This is a genomic window from Wolbachia endosymbiont (group B) of Pammene fasciana (assembly GCF_947251495.1).
In the GTDB taxonomy this organism is placed as follows: Bacteria; Pseudomonadota; Alphaproteobacteria; order Rickettsiales; family Anaplasmataceae; genus Wolbachia.
This window is the reverse complement of sequence record NZ_OX366360.1, coordinates 1,143,082-1,157,273: the sequence shown is the minus strand read 5'-3', so window position 1 is coordinate 1,157,273 and position 14,192 is coordinate 1,143,082. Positions and strand designations below refer to the sequence as shown.

19 protein-coding genes, 1 tRNA gene and 1 pseudogene are annotated in these 14,192 nt (G+C 33.2%); 13 read left to right on the top strand and 8 right to left on the bottom strand.

The window, feature by feature from the left end:
• Positions 1-37: 37 nt before the first annotated feature.
• The 6 genes from OPR29_RS05390 (at position 38) to OPR29_RS05365 (ending at position 4,177) form a co-directional block, all read left to right on the top strand.
• Positions 38-1,564, top strand: a complete 1,527-nt coding sequence (locus OPR29_RS05390) for an acyl-CoA carboxylase subunit beta (RefSeq protein ID WP_265025179.1) — start codon at positions 38-40, stop codon at positions 1,562-1,564.
• Between the two features lie 749 nt (positions 1,565-2,313).
• Complete coding sequence (locus OPR29_RS05385; protein ID WP_254230006.1) at positions 2,314-2,673, top strand: hypothetical protein; 360 nt, start codon at positions 2,314-2,316, stop codon at positions 2,671-2,673.
• Complete coding sequence (locus OPR29_RS05380; protein WP_265025178.1) at positions 2,670-3,293, top strand: M61 family metallopeptidase; 624 nt, start codon at positions 2,670-2,672, stop codon at positions 3,291-3,293. Before OPR29_RS05385 ends, OPR29_RS05380 begins: the two co-directional genes overlap by 4 nt.
• Positions 3,294-3,310: 17 nt before the next feature.
• Positions 3,311-3,460, top strand: a complete 150-nt coding sequence (locus OPR29_RS05375) for a hypothetical protein (RefSeq protein ID WP_265025177.1) — start codon at positions 3,311-3,313, stop codon at positions 3,458-3,460.
• A 65-nt stretch (positions 3,461-3,525) separates the two neighbouring features.
• Complete coding sequence (locus tag OPR29_RS05370) at positions 3,526-3,780, top strand: hypothetical protein (protein ID WP_265025176.1); 255 nt, start codon at positions 3,526-3,528, stop codon at positions 3,778-3,780.
• Between the two features lie 121 nt (positions 3,781-3,901).
• The gene (locus OPR29_RS05365; protein ID WP_265025175.1) at positions 3,902-4,177 is read left to right on the top strand and encodes a hypothetical protein; all 276 of its coding nucleotides are present in this window, start codon (positions 3,902-3,904) and stop codon (positions 4,175-4,177) included.
• Positions 4,178-4,318: 141 nt separating this feature from the next.
• Here the strand turns inward: OPR29_RS05365 and OPR29_RS05360 are convergent.
• Positions 4,319-4,391, bottom strand: a tRNA-Thr gene (locus OPR29_RS05360).
• Between the two features lie 28 nt (positions 4,392-4,419).
• Here OPR29_RS05360 and OPR29_RS05355 point away from each other — a divergent pair.
• The 3 genes from OPR29_RS05355 to pdxH are packed head-to-tail and all read left to right on the top strand — an operon-like array spanning position 4,420 to position 6,074.
• Entirely contained in the window at positions 4,420-4,632 is a 213-nt protein-coding gene (locus OPR29_RS05355) for a hypothetical protein (RefSeq protein WP_149168766.1), read from the top strand.
• A gap of 17 nt (positions 4,633-4,649) precedes the next feature.
• Positions 4,650-5,465, top strand: a complete 816-nt coding sequence (mutM, locus tag OPR29_RS05350) for a bifunctional DNA-formamidopyrimidine glycosylase/DNA-(apurinic or apyrimidinic site) lyase (RefSeq protein ID WP_007302281.1) — start codon at positions 4,650-4,652, stop codon at positions 5,463-5,465.
• 15 nt (positions 5,466-5,480) lie between these two features.
• On the top strand, positions 5,481-6,074 hold the full coding sequence (pdxH, locus tag OPR29_RS05345; protein ID WP_265025174.1) for a pyridoxamine 5'-phosphate oxidase: 594 nt from the start codon (positions 5,481-5,483) through the stop codon (positions 6,072-6,074).
• Between the two features lie 113 nt (positions 6,075-6,187).
• Here pdxH and OPR29_RS05340 read toward each other — a convergent pair whose 3' ends face one another.
• From OPR29_RS05340 to trmD, 6 genes are all read right to left on the bottom strand, one after another.
• Positions 6,188-6,985 (bottom strand): phosphoribosylformylglycinamidine synthase subunit PurQ, encoded by a 798-nt coding sequence (locus OPR29_RS05340; RefSeq protein ID WP_019236865.1) that lies wholly within the window; start codon positions 6,983-6,985, stop codon positions 6,188-6,190.
• Positions 6,982-8,235: a PstA family ABC transporter permease gene (locus OPR29_RS05335; protein WP_265025173.1), complete on the bottom strand. Its 1,254-nt coding sequence runs from the start codon at positions 8,233-8,235 to the stop codon at positions 6,982-6,984. The genes OPR29_RS05340 and OPR29_RS05335 overlap by 4 nt, the downstream gene beginning before the upstream one ends.
• A gap of 187 nt (positions 8,236-8,422) precedes the next feature.
• Positions 8,423-9,379 (bottom strand): IS5 family transposase, encoded by a 957-nt coding sequence (locus tag OPR29_RS05330; RefSeq protein ID WP_213863789.1) that lies wholly within the window; start codon positions 9,377-9,379, stop codon positions 8,423-8,425.
• Positions 9,380-9,395: 16 nt separating this feature from the next.
• The gene (locus tag OPR29_RS05325; protein ID WP_265025172.1) at positions 9,396-9,569 is read right to left on the bottom strand and encodes a hypothetical protein; all 174 of its coding nucleotides are present in this window, start codon (positions 9,567-9,569) and stop codon (positions 9,396-9,398) included.
• A 15-nt stretch (positions 9,570-9,584) separates the two neighbouring features.
• Positions 9,585-9,962, bottom strand: coding sequence for a 50S ribosomal protein L19 (rplS, locus tag OPR29_RS05320; RefSeq protein ID WP_007302278.1), 378 nt, complete (start codon positions 9,960-9,962; stop codon positions 9,585-9,587).
• Complete coding sequence (gene trmD / locus OPR29_RS05315) at positions 9,959-10,657, bottom strand: tRNA (guanosine(37)-N1)-methyltransferase TrmD (protein WP_213863878.1); 699 nt, start codon at positions 10,655-10,657, stop codon at positions 9,959-9,961. Before trmD ends, rplS begins: the two co-directional genes overlap by 4 nt.
• 65 nt (positions 10,658-10,722) lie before the next feature.
• Between trmD and purC the strand changes: the two genes are divergently transcribed.
• Positions 10,723-11,445, top strand: a complete 723-nt coding sequence (gene purC, locus OPR29_RS05310; RefSeq protein ID WP_052264678.1) for a phosphoribosylaminoimidazolesuccinocarboxamide synthase — start codon at positions 10,723-10,725, stop codon at positions 11,443-11,445.
• Here purC and purM read toward each other — a convergent pair.
• Positions 11,442-12,479 carry a phosphoribosylformylglycinamidine cyclo-ligase gene (gene purM, locus OPR29_RS05305; RefSeq protein ID WP_019236866.1) on the bottom strand — a complete coding sequence of 346 codons (1,038 nt, stop codon included), beginning with the start codon at positions 12,477-12,479 and terminating at the stop codon, positions 11,442-11,444. The two genes, purC and purM, sit on opposite strands and share 4 nt — an antisense overlap.
• Positions 12,480-12,616: 137 nt before the next feature.
• Here purM and OPR29_RS05300 point away from each other — a divergent pair, with 137 nt between their 5' ends.
• The 3 genes and pseudogenes from OPR29_RS05300 to tnpA all read left to right on the top strand — a co-directional run bounded on the left by OPR29_RS05300 (position 12,617) and on the right by tnpA (position 13,933).
• Positions 12,617-12,892 carry a hypothetical protein gene (locus tag OPR29_RS05300; protein WP_012481935.1) on the top strand — a complete coding sequence of 92 codons (276 nt, stop codon included), beginning with the start codon at positions 12,617-12,619 and terminating at the stop codon, positions 12,890-12,892.
• The gene (locus tag OPR29_RS05295) at positions 12,877-13,242 is read left to right on the top strand and encodes a histidine phosphotransferase family protein (protein ID WP_125855783.1); all 366 of its coding nucleotides are present in this window, start codon (positions 12,877-12,879) and stop codon (positions 13,240-13,242) included. Before OPR29_RS05300 ends, OPR29_RS05295 begins: the two co-directional genes overlap by 16 nt.
• A gap of 272 nt (positions 13,243-13,514) precedes the next feature.
• Positions 13,515-13,933: pseudogene (tnpA, locus tag OPR29_RS05290) on the top strand (IS200/IS605 family transposase).
• Positions 13,934-14,192: the final 259 nt, after the last annotated feature.

Here is a 14,192-nt window from a genome sequence, read left to right as displayed (position 1 = left end):
ATAAAGTTTACAACCAATTTGAAAGTTATTTTACTACATGCAAGACTCTGAAATACTAGAAACTCTAAAGATCAAAACATTAGAAGCCGAAAAAGGAGGAGGTCCTGATAGAGTTAACAAGCAACATGAAAAAGGAAAGCTAACCGCTAGAGAAAGGCTGAGTATATTGCTCGATGAAAATTCATTTCAAGAGTATGATAAGTTTGTGAAGCATCACGCAACTGATTTTGGCATGCAAAATGCTGATTTTTTAGGTGATGGAGTTGTAATTGGCCATGGTACTATTCATGGCAGAAAAGTTTTTGTTTATTCTCAGGATTTCACTGTCTTTGGTGGATCACTTGGTGCATCACATGCAAAAAAAATATGCAAAATTATGGATATGGCAATTAATGCCAGGATTCCAATTATCGGACTAAACGACTCTGGTGGAGCTAGAATTCAAGAGGGAGTAAATTCCCTTGCTGGTTACGGAGAAATTTTTCAAAGGAATGTAAATGCATCAGGCGTTATACCACAAATCTCTCTAATCATGGGCCCATGTGCTGGCGGTGCAGTTTACTCTCCAGCGCTAACCGATTTTATTTTCATGGTAAAAAATAGCTCATACATGTTTATAACCGGACCAGATGTAGTGAAAAAAGTTACCTATGAAGATGTAAGCCACGAAGATCTTGGTGGAGCAAAAATTCATACAAGCAAAACAGGAGTAGCAGATTTTGCGTTCAATAACGATGTTGAAATGCTGCTGAGAATCCGTGAATTCCTTACCTTTTTACCAGTAAATAATCAAGAGTCAACGAAATCTGTACCAATCTGCAACTTAATTGATGATGTTGATGAATCTTTGAACACTCTAGTGCCTAGTAATCCTAATACTCCTTATGATATGTATGAACTCATTGAAAAGGTGTGTGATGAAAGGAAATTTTTTGAACTAAAACCCGATTTTGCTCGTAACATCATAATTGGCTTTGGCAGAATTGGAGGAAGTACTATTGGTGTTGTTGCAAATCAACCTATGCACCTTGCAGGATGCTTAGATATTGACTCTTCAAGAAAAGCTGCGAGGTTTGTAAGATTTTGTGACGCATTTAACATTCCCATCATCACACTTATTGATGTTCCAGGTTTCCTGCCAGGTACAAATCAAGAATACAATAATATAATACAACACGGAGCGAAACTGCTTTACGCTTACGCTGAAGCGACCGTGCCGAAAATTAGTCTTATCACTAGAAAAGCGTATGGTGGTGCATATATTGTTATGAACTCAAAACACTTAAAAGGTGATATAAATTATGCTTGGCCAACCGCTGAAATAGCTGTAATGGGCCCTGAAAGTGCAGTTGAAATTATATTTAGGCATGAAAAAGACCAGCAAACGTTAATCAAAGAATATAAAGAGAAATTTGCTAATCCATTTTTTGCTGCATCACATGGATACATTGATGACATTATAGTGCCAAGTAAAACAAGGCATCACTTTCACAAAGCACTAGAGCTGCTTAAAAACAAGAAAGTAGAAAGGATATGGAAGAAGCATGATAATCTTCCTTTGTAACTTTCCTCTCAGTCTTTATTGTAAGGTCTACAGTGCCGTTACACCAAGTTGGATTACCAATAACGCTAACTTTTGGGTTCCTTTTTTCTATAATATATTCTTATAGCTAAAAAATTACTTCCGCATATTCTAAATCTGATTATAATGACAATTAGAGATACTTTTAGAGCTCAAAAATTTATCTTTGTCTGCAGACTTTTTTTTATTAAACAATCAAACTCATAAAAAAATGTAGCGTATCCTCTTCAGCGTATGTGGGTGCATACACACATACTTAATTTCTGTCGTATGTGCATTGCATTTTTTTCTAATCTTTTTTTTCAAAGGAGGATTTTATGTCCAGAATTCCAGATATTTGACGTTTACTTTAGCTAATAAAAACCAACTGGTACCTGCGGTTTTTATAGCCTCAAAATTTCAATCAAAATTCAACTATCATTCAAAGAAACTTATAGTTATTCTTAGTGTTATTACTGTAGTAACAGCGCTATGATGATAAGAATATACAATCCTTTGTAACTTTCTTCTCAGTCTTTATTATAAGGTGTTCAATAATATGGGAAGAGTAAAGTTTTAAAGAGATAATTAAAATTATCCTTATCACCTACTTAGCAATAAATTATATTTGCTTAATCGTAATTACTTACACTTCTCAATGTCCTGTTTTATTTATGGCAAACATTAAGCTTAAAAATGTACACAGTCTATTAAATTATATTATTTGTTTTTTCCTTATATACATTCAGTATATGCATTCTGCTATTGCTTTAGGTAACTCTTCATCACATTTAAAAAACTTACCTAATTTTTTACCTTTTAGAAAACCTTTTGATAATATAGAAAAAATTATTAGAACTGACAATTTTAGAAGTTTTGATCTTGATAAAAGAAATAAGCTTTATACCAATGCTCATAATAGTATCAGTCTTGTAAATATTATTAATAAAATTATCTTAGCTCAAGATAACTTATTCATACTAGAAAGTAAGCCGTATAATATAGTACTTGTTGATAATCCCAATCTTAGTAGAACTACAGGTGCTGCAGGAAAGGACTATGTAATTATTGAGGGAAGCTTAAAAAAAATATCAAAGATTATACTAGAGTGATATCACATGAATTAATTCACAGATATATAGGACATATAATAGAGCAAGACAACGATAAGAAAAATGAAATAAAATATAAGTGGTTTTTTGAAGGATTTACGGAATTTTATGGAGTGAAAACCTTACTTGACACGAAACTTATTGATAAAGATGAGTACTTAAAAATAATTAATATTACTTTAAAAGAGTATTTTAATTCTTTAATACCTAATATTGATTTCGAAAAAATAAATCAAAAGCATTTACTTGATCAAAACATAAGCATGTTGAGCTATAACAGAGGTTTTATTCTTGCAATGATAATTGATGAGAAATTAAATGAGGTTAGTAATGGAAGGTATAACTTATTAACTACTGTAAATAGTATAATAAGTGAAATAACTTCAAAGCAAGTTAATTTTAATGTTGACTTATTTGCAAGTCATTTAAAACACTACTTACCAGAGTCTTTTATAAACGACATCATAGCCTCTATAAGAGATTCTAGCATACTTCTCAGTTTGTTACCTAGTAGATTACTCAATAAAAATTTAACTTTCCAAGATACTGATAAGTATAGTGATATATGCTTTAACTTAACCAGAAGTCTAGAGCTACAAAAAATACGTGGGTTAAATTAGGTAGTGATTGCCATAATATGGGACTCAAGAATGGTCAAGAACTAAAGTGTTATAGTATTGACTTTAATAGTGGTAATATTAAGTTAAAAGTCCTTGAAAACAAGATACCGAAAGTTATACATTTGAAAGCAAATAAAATGACGAGTAGCACTCCAATATATAAATAGCTCAGATAAATGCTTGACAAAAGCTATAGTAAACCTAGACTTTGCTATTTTAAGGCAAAATAATTATGGTAAACAATAAAGAAAAACAAGTGAATTTATTATTAGAGCTTCTTAGCGCTAATATCGGTCAAGTTAGTAGTAGTGTCATACTTAAAAGAATAGAAAAGCTTTCAGATAATTTTCATGGTAGAAATAATCACAATAGCCATTGTCAGTTTGATAGAGATGGTGGAGGGCATGGTAATATATGCTGGGCAGATAAGATAAAAGAAGACCTGACTGAGAACTATCATAAAAAGGATAGAGAAATTTCTATATAACTTTTCATTAGAGCTATTTTACGGTAATTATTCAAGAGTTGAAGGATTTGGCAAAAGAAGTCCTTTTGTATTACCGTTAATATGTGTTTCCAATAATGGTAATCTCGGCCCACTAGATGATTTGAGAACATGTGTCCCTCATAAGTTTGTTGAATATAACATAAGCAATACTAGTTGGGCTAAGTTCTCATCAGATAAATTTTTTAATAACTTTTTGAGTGATATGGAAAACAGGCCTGACGATTGTAAGCAGTGTTGTTATGAAAATATTTGTGGTGGGGGAAGTTATGGTAACAGGTTTAACCCTGCCAACGTAAGTTTTAATAATCCTTCAGTATATTGTGAGGGATTTTTGGCAAAGGATTATACAATTTCTCTTAATGCATGGATTTTCTAAAGAAAAATTACGGCAGGTATTATTGAATAGTAATACTGAAAAAGCAGCTTAATGGTAGTGTATAAAAGGTATTTACTAGACGTTTTTCTATAATCTAATTAGCATCTAGAGGATTGACTTTATGAATATCGTCCTCTAAACTGCCGTTACCAAGATTCGAACTTGGGACCTCGTCATTACCAATGACGTACTCTACCACCTGAGCTACAACGGCAAGTTCACGTATTATGATAATGAATAACATGAAAAAAAATAAGGAAAAAGAAGAAGAGAGAAAAAGATTGGCAAAAGCTTTAAAGCAAAATATTCTAAAAAGAAAAAAACAGCAACAGAGTAGACAAAGCAGACCCCTTCCAAAATTTGTTTGTGGTGAGGAATTTTTAGGAGAAAGCGCTGCAGAATACCCAAACGTATTTGAGGAAGCTTTAACAACAAAATTACCATCAGAAACTTAAGTTTTGAAGGAGGTATCATGCCAGAACTCCCAGAAGTGGAAGTCATCTCTAACTTCTTATTTGATAAAATCAAAAATAAGAAAATAAGCAATGTTACAGTCAATAATTGGAATTTGCGTGTACCAATAACAAAAAATATTGATGATTTGCTAAAGGGCAAAGTTATAAATGATATCAAGCGTAGAGGTAAATATATAATCTCGAATATAGATGCTAGTATGGCTGTAATCATACACCTTGGCATGAGCGGAAAGCTTATATATGTTGAAGACAATCAAGCACAGAACAAACATGATCATGTGATATTCTTATTTTCTGACAACACTTCACTAATCTTTAATGACCCAAGAAGGTTTGGATTAGTGATTGTTTTAAACAGAGAGCAAGAACTAAATTTTTTTAATAACCTAGGAATAGAACCCCTCACAGATGAATTTGACGGACATTATTTACAGAAGTTGCTAAAGAACAGAAAAGCAAATATCAAATCAGTATTAATGAATAATAAGCTAATAGTTGGCGTAGGTAACATATATGCTTCTGAGAGCTTATTTAGAGCTCGCATATCACCACTTAGGCTAGCACAAGATTTAACATATATAGAGTGCGAAAAACTTGCTATCGAAATAAAAAATACTCTGAGTGATGCAATTGCTGCTGGTGGTTCAACACTGAAAGATTATGCACAACCATCTGGATCTGCTGGATACTTTCAAAATAACTTTTACGTATATGGTAAAGTGCAAAAACCTTGCAGAATCTGCAACAATATCATAACACTTATACGACAAAATGGTCGTAGCACTTATTTTTGCAATGCATGTCAGAATTAAATTTTATTTTTGCATATGACACTCTTACCTGAAAAAGATCCTTTTGATTTGTTCTCAAAGTGGTATCAAGAAGTACTTAATTTTCCGTGTAAAGAGTCAACTGCAATGACGCTAGCAACGTGTAGCAAAGACTGCATTCCATCTGCAAGAGTGGTATTACTAAAGGAGTATAGTAAAGAAGGTTTTGTGTTCTTCACTAACGCAAACAGTAGAAAAGGAAAAGAATTGACTGAGAACCCCAAAGCTGCACTCGTATTTCATTGGACAGAATTTTCTAGACAAGTACGAATTGAAGGAGAAGTTAGGCTTCTAAGCGGCAAAAAGGCTGACGAATATTTCTCTTCTCGAGCACGTGATAGTCAAATTAGCGCGTGGTGCTCAAAACAATCAAGAGTTCTGAAAAATTGGCAAGATTTTGAGCAGGCTATAGAATTGAAAGAGAAAGAATTTCACAATACACAAGTTTCTCGTCCTGACTTTTGGGTGGGATTTTGCGTAATCCCAAAGGTAATTGAATTTTGGCAAGAAGGTGAATATAGGAGACACACTAGATTTAGATATACTCTTGTTGAGAAAAGCAATTGGAAAGTGGAACAATTATATCCCTAACGTTAGAGAAAGCTACTCTGCAGATCAAAGATAAGGATTTATTGTCATAACAGGACCTGATCAAGTAACTTTTTATGGTTTAAAAACTTGTTGTATGTAACGTATTGTAATACTTACGCAAAATATTTTAGTGCATTCTCAAATATGAGCATTCCATCACCATATTTTGGCATAGCCACTCCTGAACGTTTACATTTTTCTTTTTCAAGAGGCCAGTTGTCCTGCTGAGTAAAAAATATTCCTCTCTCTGGGTGAGGCATTAAAGCTAAAACTCTACCACTTTTGTCTGACAAAGCTGCCAGGTCGTATATAGATCCGTTTGGATTGTAAGGAAATTGTAAATTTGCATAGTCACCATTTTCATCAACGTAACGCAGTGCAACGGAATTATTTTCAATCAATTGATTTAAAGTATCTTGATCCATAAAAAATTTGCCTTCCCCATGAGCAATAGGGAGATATAGTTCACTCAGGCCCCGTAGCCAAACAGAATTACTCTGCGGATTAACTCTCACTCTAATCCAACGACATTGGTAATTACCTATATCATTAGAGGTTAAAGCTAGATTAGAGAATTCTGGAACTAACTTTACTAATATCTGGCAACCATTACATATCCCTATAATAAGCTTATCCTGAGATAAGAAATTTTGAAATTCGTCTAACAAGTTGTTTTTTATACGCAAAGCAAACGCATTACCAGCACCAGTGTCATCACCATAGGAAAAACCTCCTGGAATTGCAAGTATATTGCTTAATTTCAGTTCACTTGGATTATCTATAATATCATTAATGTGAACGATTTTTACTTCAATATTATTAATACCAAGCTTTCTGCTGCATTCCATAAATGCAAATGCAGTTTCTTTTTCGCAATTTAAGCCATAACCAGATAGGATTGTAATTTTCATGAATCAAAAAACTCGAACTTTCTTTTTACAAAATTTGCTATTAAATTCAAAGCAAATAGCATTAACAATAAAGCTATAATTGCAATGGCAGCAAGTTCAATAAATGCAATTTCAGGACTACTTGACCATATGTATATTTGTACAGGTAAAACAGTTGCCGGATCGAAGAAGGATGTAGGTGTATCAGCAATAAATGCTACCATGCCTATCATAAGTAAAGGGGAAGATTCGCCTAAAATCCTTGCAATTGCAAGCACTGCACCATGTATTATCCGTGGCAACGCAATCGGTAAAGAGTGATCCAATATCACCTTGATGTGAGGTGCACCTAGCGCAAACGCTGCATCTTTTATTGCAATAGGAACGTTTGTAAAGGCATTTTTTGTTGCAATAATAATATTAGGCAGCATCATAAATGAAAGAGTCATCCCGCCAACAAGCGGTGAAGAACGGGGTAAACCAAATATGCCCAAGTAGAGAGTCAGTCCTACCACACCAAATATTATCGAAGGCACTGCAGCAAGGTTATTCATGCTAATTTCTACAATACTGGTTATTAGCCTATTTCTAGGCATAAATTCATAAAGACAGATACCTGACATAATTCCTATTGGCAATGCCAACGCTAAGCATACTATAATTGTCATTAATGAACCGATAAATGCCCCTAAAATCCCTGCATTCTCAGGCTCACAAGAATCAGACTTAAGAAACAGAGACTTATTAAAAAATTTTCTTACTCTTCCCTTCTCTTTTAACCAATCAAGTAATTTAGCATAATGATCATTCAAATGTTTATATTTATTTATTGAATTAATTATACTTGACGCGGTAAACCAGATCTCATATTCACCACTATCTTTTACTTTCTTATGAAAAAATTTCTCTAGTTCTTTGTAAGAATTACGACTTAAAATTTCGTCACCGTCTTTAAAATCAGTTCCTTCAAACACCTTACGTAAAGAATTGTTGAGTAAGCCAATGGACTTATATCGTAAATCACCAGGATTATTAGTTAAAATAAGATCAGCATTTATTTCAACTGGTAATAAAATTTTCGTTACTGTTAAAGCACTGTAAGAGTTAACTAATATACTTAGTAATATACATATAGGACACCCAATTGAGATAATCAGTGCTGTAAAAGAGCAAAAGCATAAAATGTTGTTCTTTTTATTTTTTCTTTTTACACGAGCATGTACGCGCTTAGATTGAAGTAACTTAAGAAAGTTTTTCTTTATTATACCCATTTACTTTTCTTTACATGAGGATTTGAAAAGACTTTCCCCTTTTTCCAGTGCTTGACACTGAGATCTAACAGGCTTTGCCTGCAAATAATTTTTATATTTTCCATGAAAGCACAAACCAAAAGGAGAATCTGGATCCCAGTGGGCTTTGTTGCACAGCTCTTCGGATAGTGGGTAATGTATAATAAATTCATGAAGCTATATCAAACTTAGCCATGCCTATTTCAGTAAATTTGTTAAGCAAATAACACTTGAGTAGCAGTTCCTTCTCACGATTAATCTCAGATTTATTCCTAAAACTAAATCCAAATATTTGCTTCAGTCGCGAGAAAAAACTTTCTATATAAGATCTCTTCCAATAATTTATCTCTTTTTTCCACCTCTTCATACCATCTTCATCATATGACTTTATGAGCTTGATTGTAGAATTTCTCTCATTCATATAATCCAACTTTGGATGCTCTACTGCATTATTTTGCGGAGGAATCCTTGTCTTTATGTCAAGCTCATCGCACAGTTTGTATAACTTCTTTCGATTATATGCCCTATCTGCATATATCGTGCTTATGTTATACTTGGTATCCACTCTTTCAATAAGATCACAGGCTCCATAGTGGTCGGAATAAACTCCACTACTGTATTTTGCAGCTATAACTTTTTTACTACCTATCTCTAGCATTACATGTAGCTTTCTTGTTTGCTCATAGCGGCGATACTTTCTATCTGTACCATTTGCCTTACTATGGCCTGGAATATTATTGTAGATGCTGATACCTGTACTATCTATAGCAATTTCAATATCTTCCATATCGTTCTTATCAACTCTGCAGTCGTTGATTTTGATATTAAGCTTTTTAAACCTTCTTGAAGCCTGCGAATAGCTGATAATTTGCAAAATTTTCCCTATTTGCTCAAGATATTTCTCTATAAATCCCACTGTTTGCCTAAGACCAATCCTGAATAGATAGGTTATTATGTGAATTAGAATCACTACTTTGTCGCTGTAGACATTGTTGCCACCTGCTACTTTTGGACTATTTTCGTACCAATTTTCAATGGCATCGTTGATATAATGAAAAACATTTCCCCTTTCTTGAAGAAATTTGTTATATTCATTGCAGTTACTGACTTTCATTCTTATTGGCATATTTTTCCTTTGTCGGCTAAATATCTATTTTATAACAAATTCCATCAGTAACTGCCTGTTCTTTCCTTGAGTGGTGCAACAAAGCCATCCCAGTGTCAAACATTGGGATGACACCACAGCAGGAGGGAAAGTAGTTGTGCGCCACACACTGGGATAATAAGAGAGAGTTTTGAGATGATACAATTGACATCACTCCCTATTGTATCTACTTAGATTTTTTTTTAACATAAGTAGTACGTTCTTTGATCCTTGCAGCTTTCCCAAATAGCTTGCACAGATAATATAATTTTGCTCTACGGACCTTTCCCTTTCTCATCACTTGTACTGAAATTAATGCAGGAGAGTAAACAAAAAATTGTGATACTATACTTTCTCCATGACTTACCTTTCTAACTGAAAAAGAAGAGTGTAATCCACGATTTCTTTTTGATATACATACGCCCTCAAATATCTGTATACGCTCACCCGTACTATCAACTACCTTAAAAGTAACCTTCAAATCATCGCCAGGACAAAAAGCTGGCATCTCTTTGGCTAACCTTTGTATTTGTTGTTCGTTAAATTTTTCAAGTAAGTTTGTCATTTATCATCTCCATTCAACAATTCAGGTCGACGTTCCTTTGTTCTAACATATGACTGTTCCCTTCTCCAATCACTTATTTTTCTGTGATTGCCAGACAACAGAACCTCAGGAACTTTGTACCTACTCCACTGCTCAGGTCTAGTATATTGAGGATATTCAAGTATACCACCACTATAACTAAAACTTTCTTCAGCAACGCTATCGAAATTATTTACTACACCTGGAAGAAGCCTAATACATGCATCAAGAACCACCATCGCAGCTGGCTCACCTCCCGAAAGTATATAATCTCCAATACTTAACTCATAAGGAGTATACACATCAATTACTCTTTGGTCAACACCTTCAAATCGACCACACAATATTGTTACATGAGGAATTTCTGTTAACTCCTTCGCAATTCTCTGATTAAATTTTGTACCAGATGGAGTCATATAAATAAATCTAGTATTTTTATGAGCAGAAAGCACATTATCAACTGCATTACCAATCACATCTGGGCGCATAACCATCCCTGCTCCACCTCCATATGGAACATCATCCACAGTTGAATGTTTATCTTTAGCAAAAGAACGAATATTTACTATTTCAAGATTCCATATTTTTTTTTCCAACGCTTTTCCGGCAAGAGAATAGTTCAAAAACCCGGGGAACATTTCTGGAAATATGGTTAACACTGTAACACTAAACGTCATTAGCAAATTTGTAGTAAACTAAGCAGCAATTTGATATTATCTTATAGTATACAGCTAAATTAATCATGTCACTGAATAAAACGATATACGAAGGTAAAGCCAAAGTCATTATTGAAACTGAAGACTCATCAACTGTTATACAGTACTTTAAAGATGATGTTACAGCATTCAATAAGGAAAAATATGAAATTATTGAGGGCAAAGGAATAATTAATAATCATGTTAGTGCTTTTATCATGGAAAAGCTTGAAGAAGCAGGAATTAGCACGCACTTTATAAAAGCTCTAAACGAAAGAGAACAGCTAGTCAAAAAGCTCAAGATAATACCTCTTGAGGTAGTGGTTAGAAATATTGCAGCTGGCAGCTTTTGCAAACGTTTTAATATCAAAGAAGGTGAGGCACTTACATCTCCTATAATCGAGTTTTTTTACAAAAATGATGACCTAGCTGACCCAATGGTGAATGAAAATCACATACTATATTTTGGTTGGTTATCCCATAAAGAAATGGAAGAAGTTAAAACTACAACTTTAAAGATCAACAAAATCTTAGTCGACCTATTTTCAAATGCAAATATATATTTAGTTGATCTCAAGTTAGAATTTGGCAAATTGATAAACAACAGCACTAAAATCATTTTAGCCGATGAAATCAGCCCTGATAATTGTAGGCTATGGGATAAAAATACTCATAAAAAGCTAGACAAAGATGTTTTCCGTTTAAATCTAGGAAACTTAAAGGAAGCATACTCAGAAGTTGCAAAAAGACTGTCGGTAAAGTTAGACTAACTAAATACTACTCTATCAAGTGGAGGCTGACATGCTTCATCAAGTTTTCCAATAATCTCAATTTTTTCTCCACGCTTTTGGAAATGGCTTTCCACATCCTTCATATTATCGGGATCTACAATCAGTACTATACCTATGCCGCAATTAAATGTTTTTAACATTTCTCTCTTTTCTATTTTACCTTCTTCTTTCAGCCATAAAAATATATCTGGCCATTTCCAAGAATTAATATTTATGTCTACAAATAAATTTCCTGAGAGAATTCTTGGAATATTGTCTATTAACCCGCCACCTGTTATATGCGCAATGCCTTTTACCTTTGGCATAATAGGCAACAAAGAATCAACATATATCTTTGTTGGCTTAAGTAATATTTCACCCCAAGATTTATTATTCCATGGAGATATATCATTATAATTTATACCTAAGCTTTTAAAAATATGGCGCACCAAAGAAAATCCATTTGAGTGAATTCCATTTGATTCTAAACCAACTACACAGTCACCTGCTTTCATTATACTACAATTTGGAAGAATTTGCTTTCGATCAACAACACCAACCACAAACCCTGCAAGGTCATAGTGATTGTTACCATACATTCCAGGCATTTCTGCAGTTTCTCCACCAACTAATGCTATTTTAGATTCCTTGCACCCTTCTGCAATGCCCTGGATTACAGACAATAAAACGTTTTTGTTTAAAACGCCTGTTGCAAAGTAATCAAGGAAAAATAAAGGTGTTGCTCCTTGTGCAAGTAAATCATTTACACACATTGCAACTAAGTCTATACCTATAGTATCATGCTTATTCACCTCTTGAGCTATTAATAGTTTTGTGCCCACTCCATCAGTTGAGGAAACAAGTACTGGATGGTCGTATTTCTTACTCAGCGAAGAAAAGTCAAACAATGCGGAAAATGATCCTACTTCACTAATTACTTCTTCTCCTTTAGTCTTTTCAATAATAGGTTTAACTTTTTTTATTAGTTCATTATATAGTTTAAGGTCTATTCCAGATTTAGCATAAGTATTCATAACGCCTTCACAAATCTTATAATTATTAATACTACATTAATGCTTTGACACAAAAAGCGCAACGAAACTTTCTCTTAAATTGACTACTACATGCCTACCAATATAGGGTTAACTTAAATCATTTATACTTTTATCCAATGAATAAAAACATAATGTTAATAACAGAGTGCCTATCAGGACGAATTCTTCATGATTTTGCTAGTTCTATGCAAGGAATAGTGGGTGGATTGGAAGAGCTTGAAGAAAACAACCCTAATATGCAAAACGAAGCATTGTCATTGCTTAAAGAAAGCTCCGATGATTTAATATATAAATATAAAGTTATGAAGCAAGCGTATTCTCATTCATCAGATAATTGCAGCTTTGTTAAGACTAAATCCAATATAGAAAATTATTTATTAAAAAAAAAGTAAAGCTTCAGTGGAGAGTAAGTGAATGTCCTACAGAAAACTTAATTGAAAAAATAAATAAGATAATTTCCAATATGGTGATAACTATAATCAGTGCAGTGGCACAAATTGAATTAGTGTCTATTTTACTGACTAAAACAGAAGATAAAACACTACTCACTATAAAAGTAGTAAATGAACATAAATCAATAAGTACATTATTAGTGAGCAAATTAACAAAAAAAAATGATATTCGTTTGGATACAAAAGACATTATTATCTATATGACTTCTTTACTGTTAGAACAGTATAACACTAAAATCAATTGCACTTGTGAAAGTAATTCACTGAATATAGGCTTAACTATAACTTGAGATGGCTTCATATTTCATAAAAGGGAATCGATACTATAAATTTGAATCTTGGATAAGGAAAGGAAAAATTTTGTGGAGTAACTTAGACATAAAATCTGTAGTTAATTTGCAGGAAGTATTAAATAAACCATACGCGTCAAGTTAAGGAAATATCGTGAAATATAGCAACATTTGAGATGGGCATTTTATTGTCCCAAATTTGGGAGAAAAACCCTGGACTTGAAGTCCATCCTTTTAAGAATATAATTTTAAGGTGAAAAATCTGAAAGAATGTGGAATATTATAGAAAAAGCAGTCACTCTGTATATATATCACATAGTGTGGATAACAAAATATCGATATCCAGTACTAGTTGGAGATATTGGACAGAAAGCTAAAGAAGTTGTACAAGAAGTATGTGCAAATAATCAAGTAGAAATTATCAGAGGTAGAGTTGCGTCAAGTCATGTACACGTATACGTTTCTGTACCCCCATACTTAAGTATTAGTAAGTTAGTGCAGTTAATAAAAGGAAAAAGTTCCAGAAAAATCCAGCAAAACTTTCCAGAGCTAAAAAAGAGATATTGGGTTGTGGGCAGTAGGCTACTTTGTCAGGACTAGCGGAAATGTAACTGACGAAATGATAAAAAATTATATTGAAAATCACTCTAAAAAAGAAGATAAATTTGGTGACTTTCAAGTCGAAAGTTAGCATTCTATGCTCTCTCTCAATCTTTGGATTTTAATCCATAGTGGTTGAATTGTTACATTTATTTTTTTAGGGAGTTCTTATCTAGAAGAAGATAATTTTTTCAGAAGAATCTATAAATTAATAACTTTATTTAACACTCCCTAATTTACCTCACAACTCATTTTAACATATATGAAAATAATGTTTAAAGAATTTTTTCCTGCAGTAATGAATTATTATGAAGCTTGCATTTTCTGTCGCTTACTACTGGGATAGCTTG

Coding starts and splice junctions, on each gene's coding strand:
- OPR29_RS05390 (WP_265025179.1), top strand. CDS start 38: ATGCAAGACTCTGAAATACTAGAAACTCTAAAGATCAAAACATTAGAA.
- OPR29_RS05340 (WP_019236865.1), bottom strand. CDS start 6,985: ATGAAAATTACAATCCTATCTGGTTATGGCTTAAATTGCGAAAAAGAA.
- OPR29_RS05325 (WP_265025172.1), bottom strand. CDS start 9,569: ATGTCAATTGTATCATCTCAAAACTCTCTCTTATTATCCCAGTGTGTG.
- trmD (WP_213863878.1), bottom strand. CDS start 10,657: ATGACGTTTAGTGTTACAGTGTTAACCATATTTCCAGAAATGTTCCCC.
- mutM (WP_007302281.1), top strand. CDS start 4,650: ATGCCAGAACTCCCAGAAGTGGAAGTCATCTCTAACTTCTTATTTGAT.
- OPR29_RS05385 (WP_254230006.1), top strand. CDS start 2,314: ATGCATTCTGCTATTGCTTTAGGTAACTCTTCATCACATTTAAAAAAC.
- OPR29_RS05375 (WP_265025177.1), top strand. CDS start 3,311: ATGGGACTCAAGAATGGTCAAGAACTAAAGTGTTATAGTATTGACTTT.
- OPR29_RS05335 (WP_265025173.1), bottom strand. CDS start 8,235: ATGGGTATAATAAAGAAAAACTTTCTTAAGTTACTTCAATCTAAGCGC.
- OPR29_RS05330 (WP_213863789.1), bottom strand. CDS start 9,379: ATGCCAATAAGAATGAAAGTCAGTAACTGCAATGAATATAACAAATTT.
- OPR29_RS05355 (WP_149168766.1), top strand. CDS start 4,420: ATGAAAAAAAATAAGGAAAAAGAAGAAGAGAGAAAAAGATTGGCAAAA.
- purC (WP_052264678.1), top strand. CDS start 10,723: ATGTCACTGAATAAAACGATATACGAAGGTAAAGCCAAAGTCATTATT.
- pdxH (WP_265025174.1), top strand. CDS start 5,481: ATGACACTCTTACCTGAAAAAGATCCTTTTGATTTGTTCTCAAAGTGG.
- rplS (WP_007302278.1), bottom strand. CDS start 9,962: ATGACAAACTTACTTGAAAAATTTAACGAACAACAAATACAAAGGTTA.
- OPR29_RS05370 (WP_265025176.1), top strand. CDS start 3,526: ATGGTAAACAATAAAGAAAAACAAGTGAATTTATTATTAGAGCTTCTT.
- OPR29_RS05300 (WP_012481935.1), top strand. CDS start 12,617: ATGAATAAAAACATAATGTTAATAACAGAGTGCCTATCAGGACGAATT.
- purM (WP_019236866.1), bottom strand. CDS start 12,479: ATGAATACTTATGCTAAATCTGGAATAGACCTTAAACTATATAATGAA.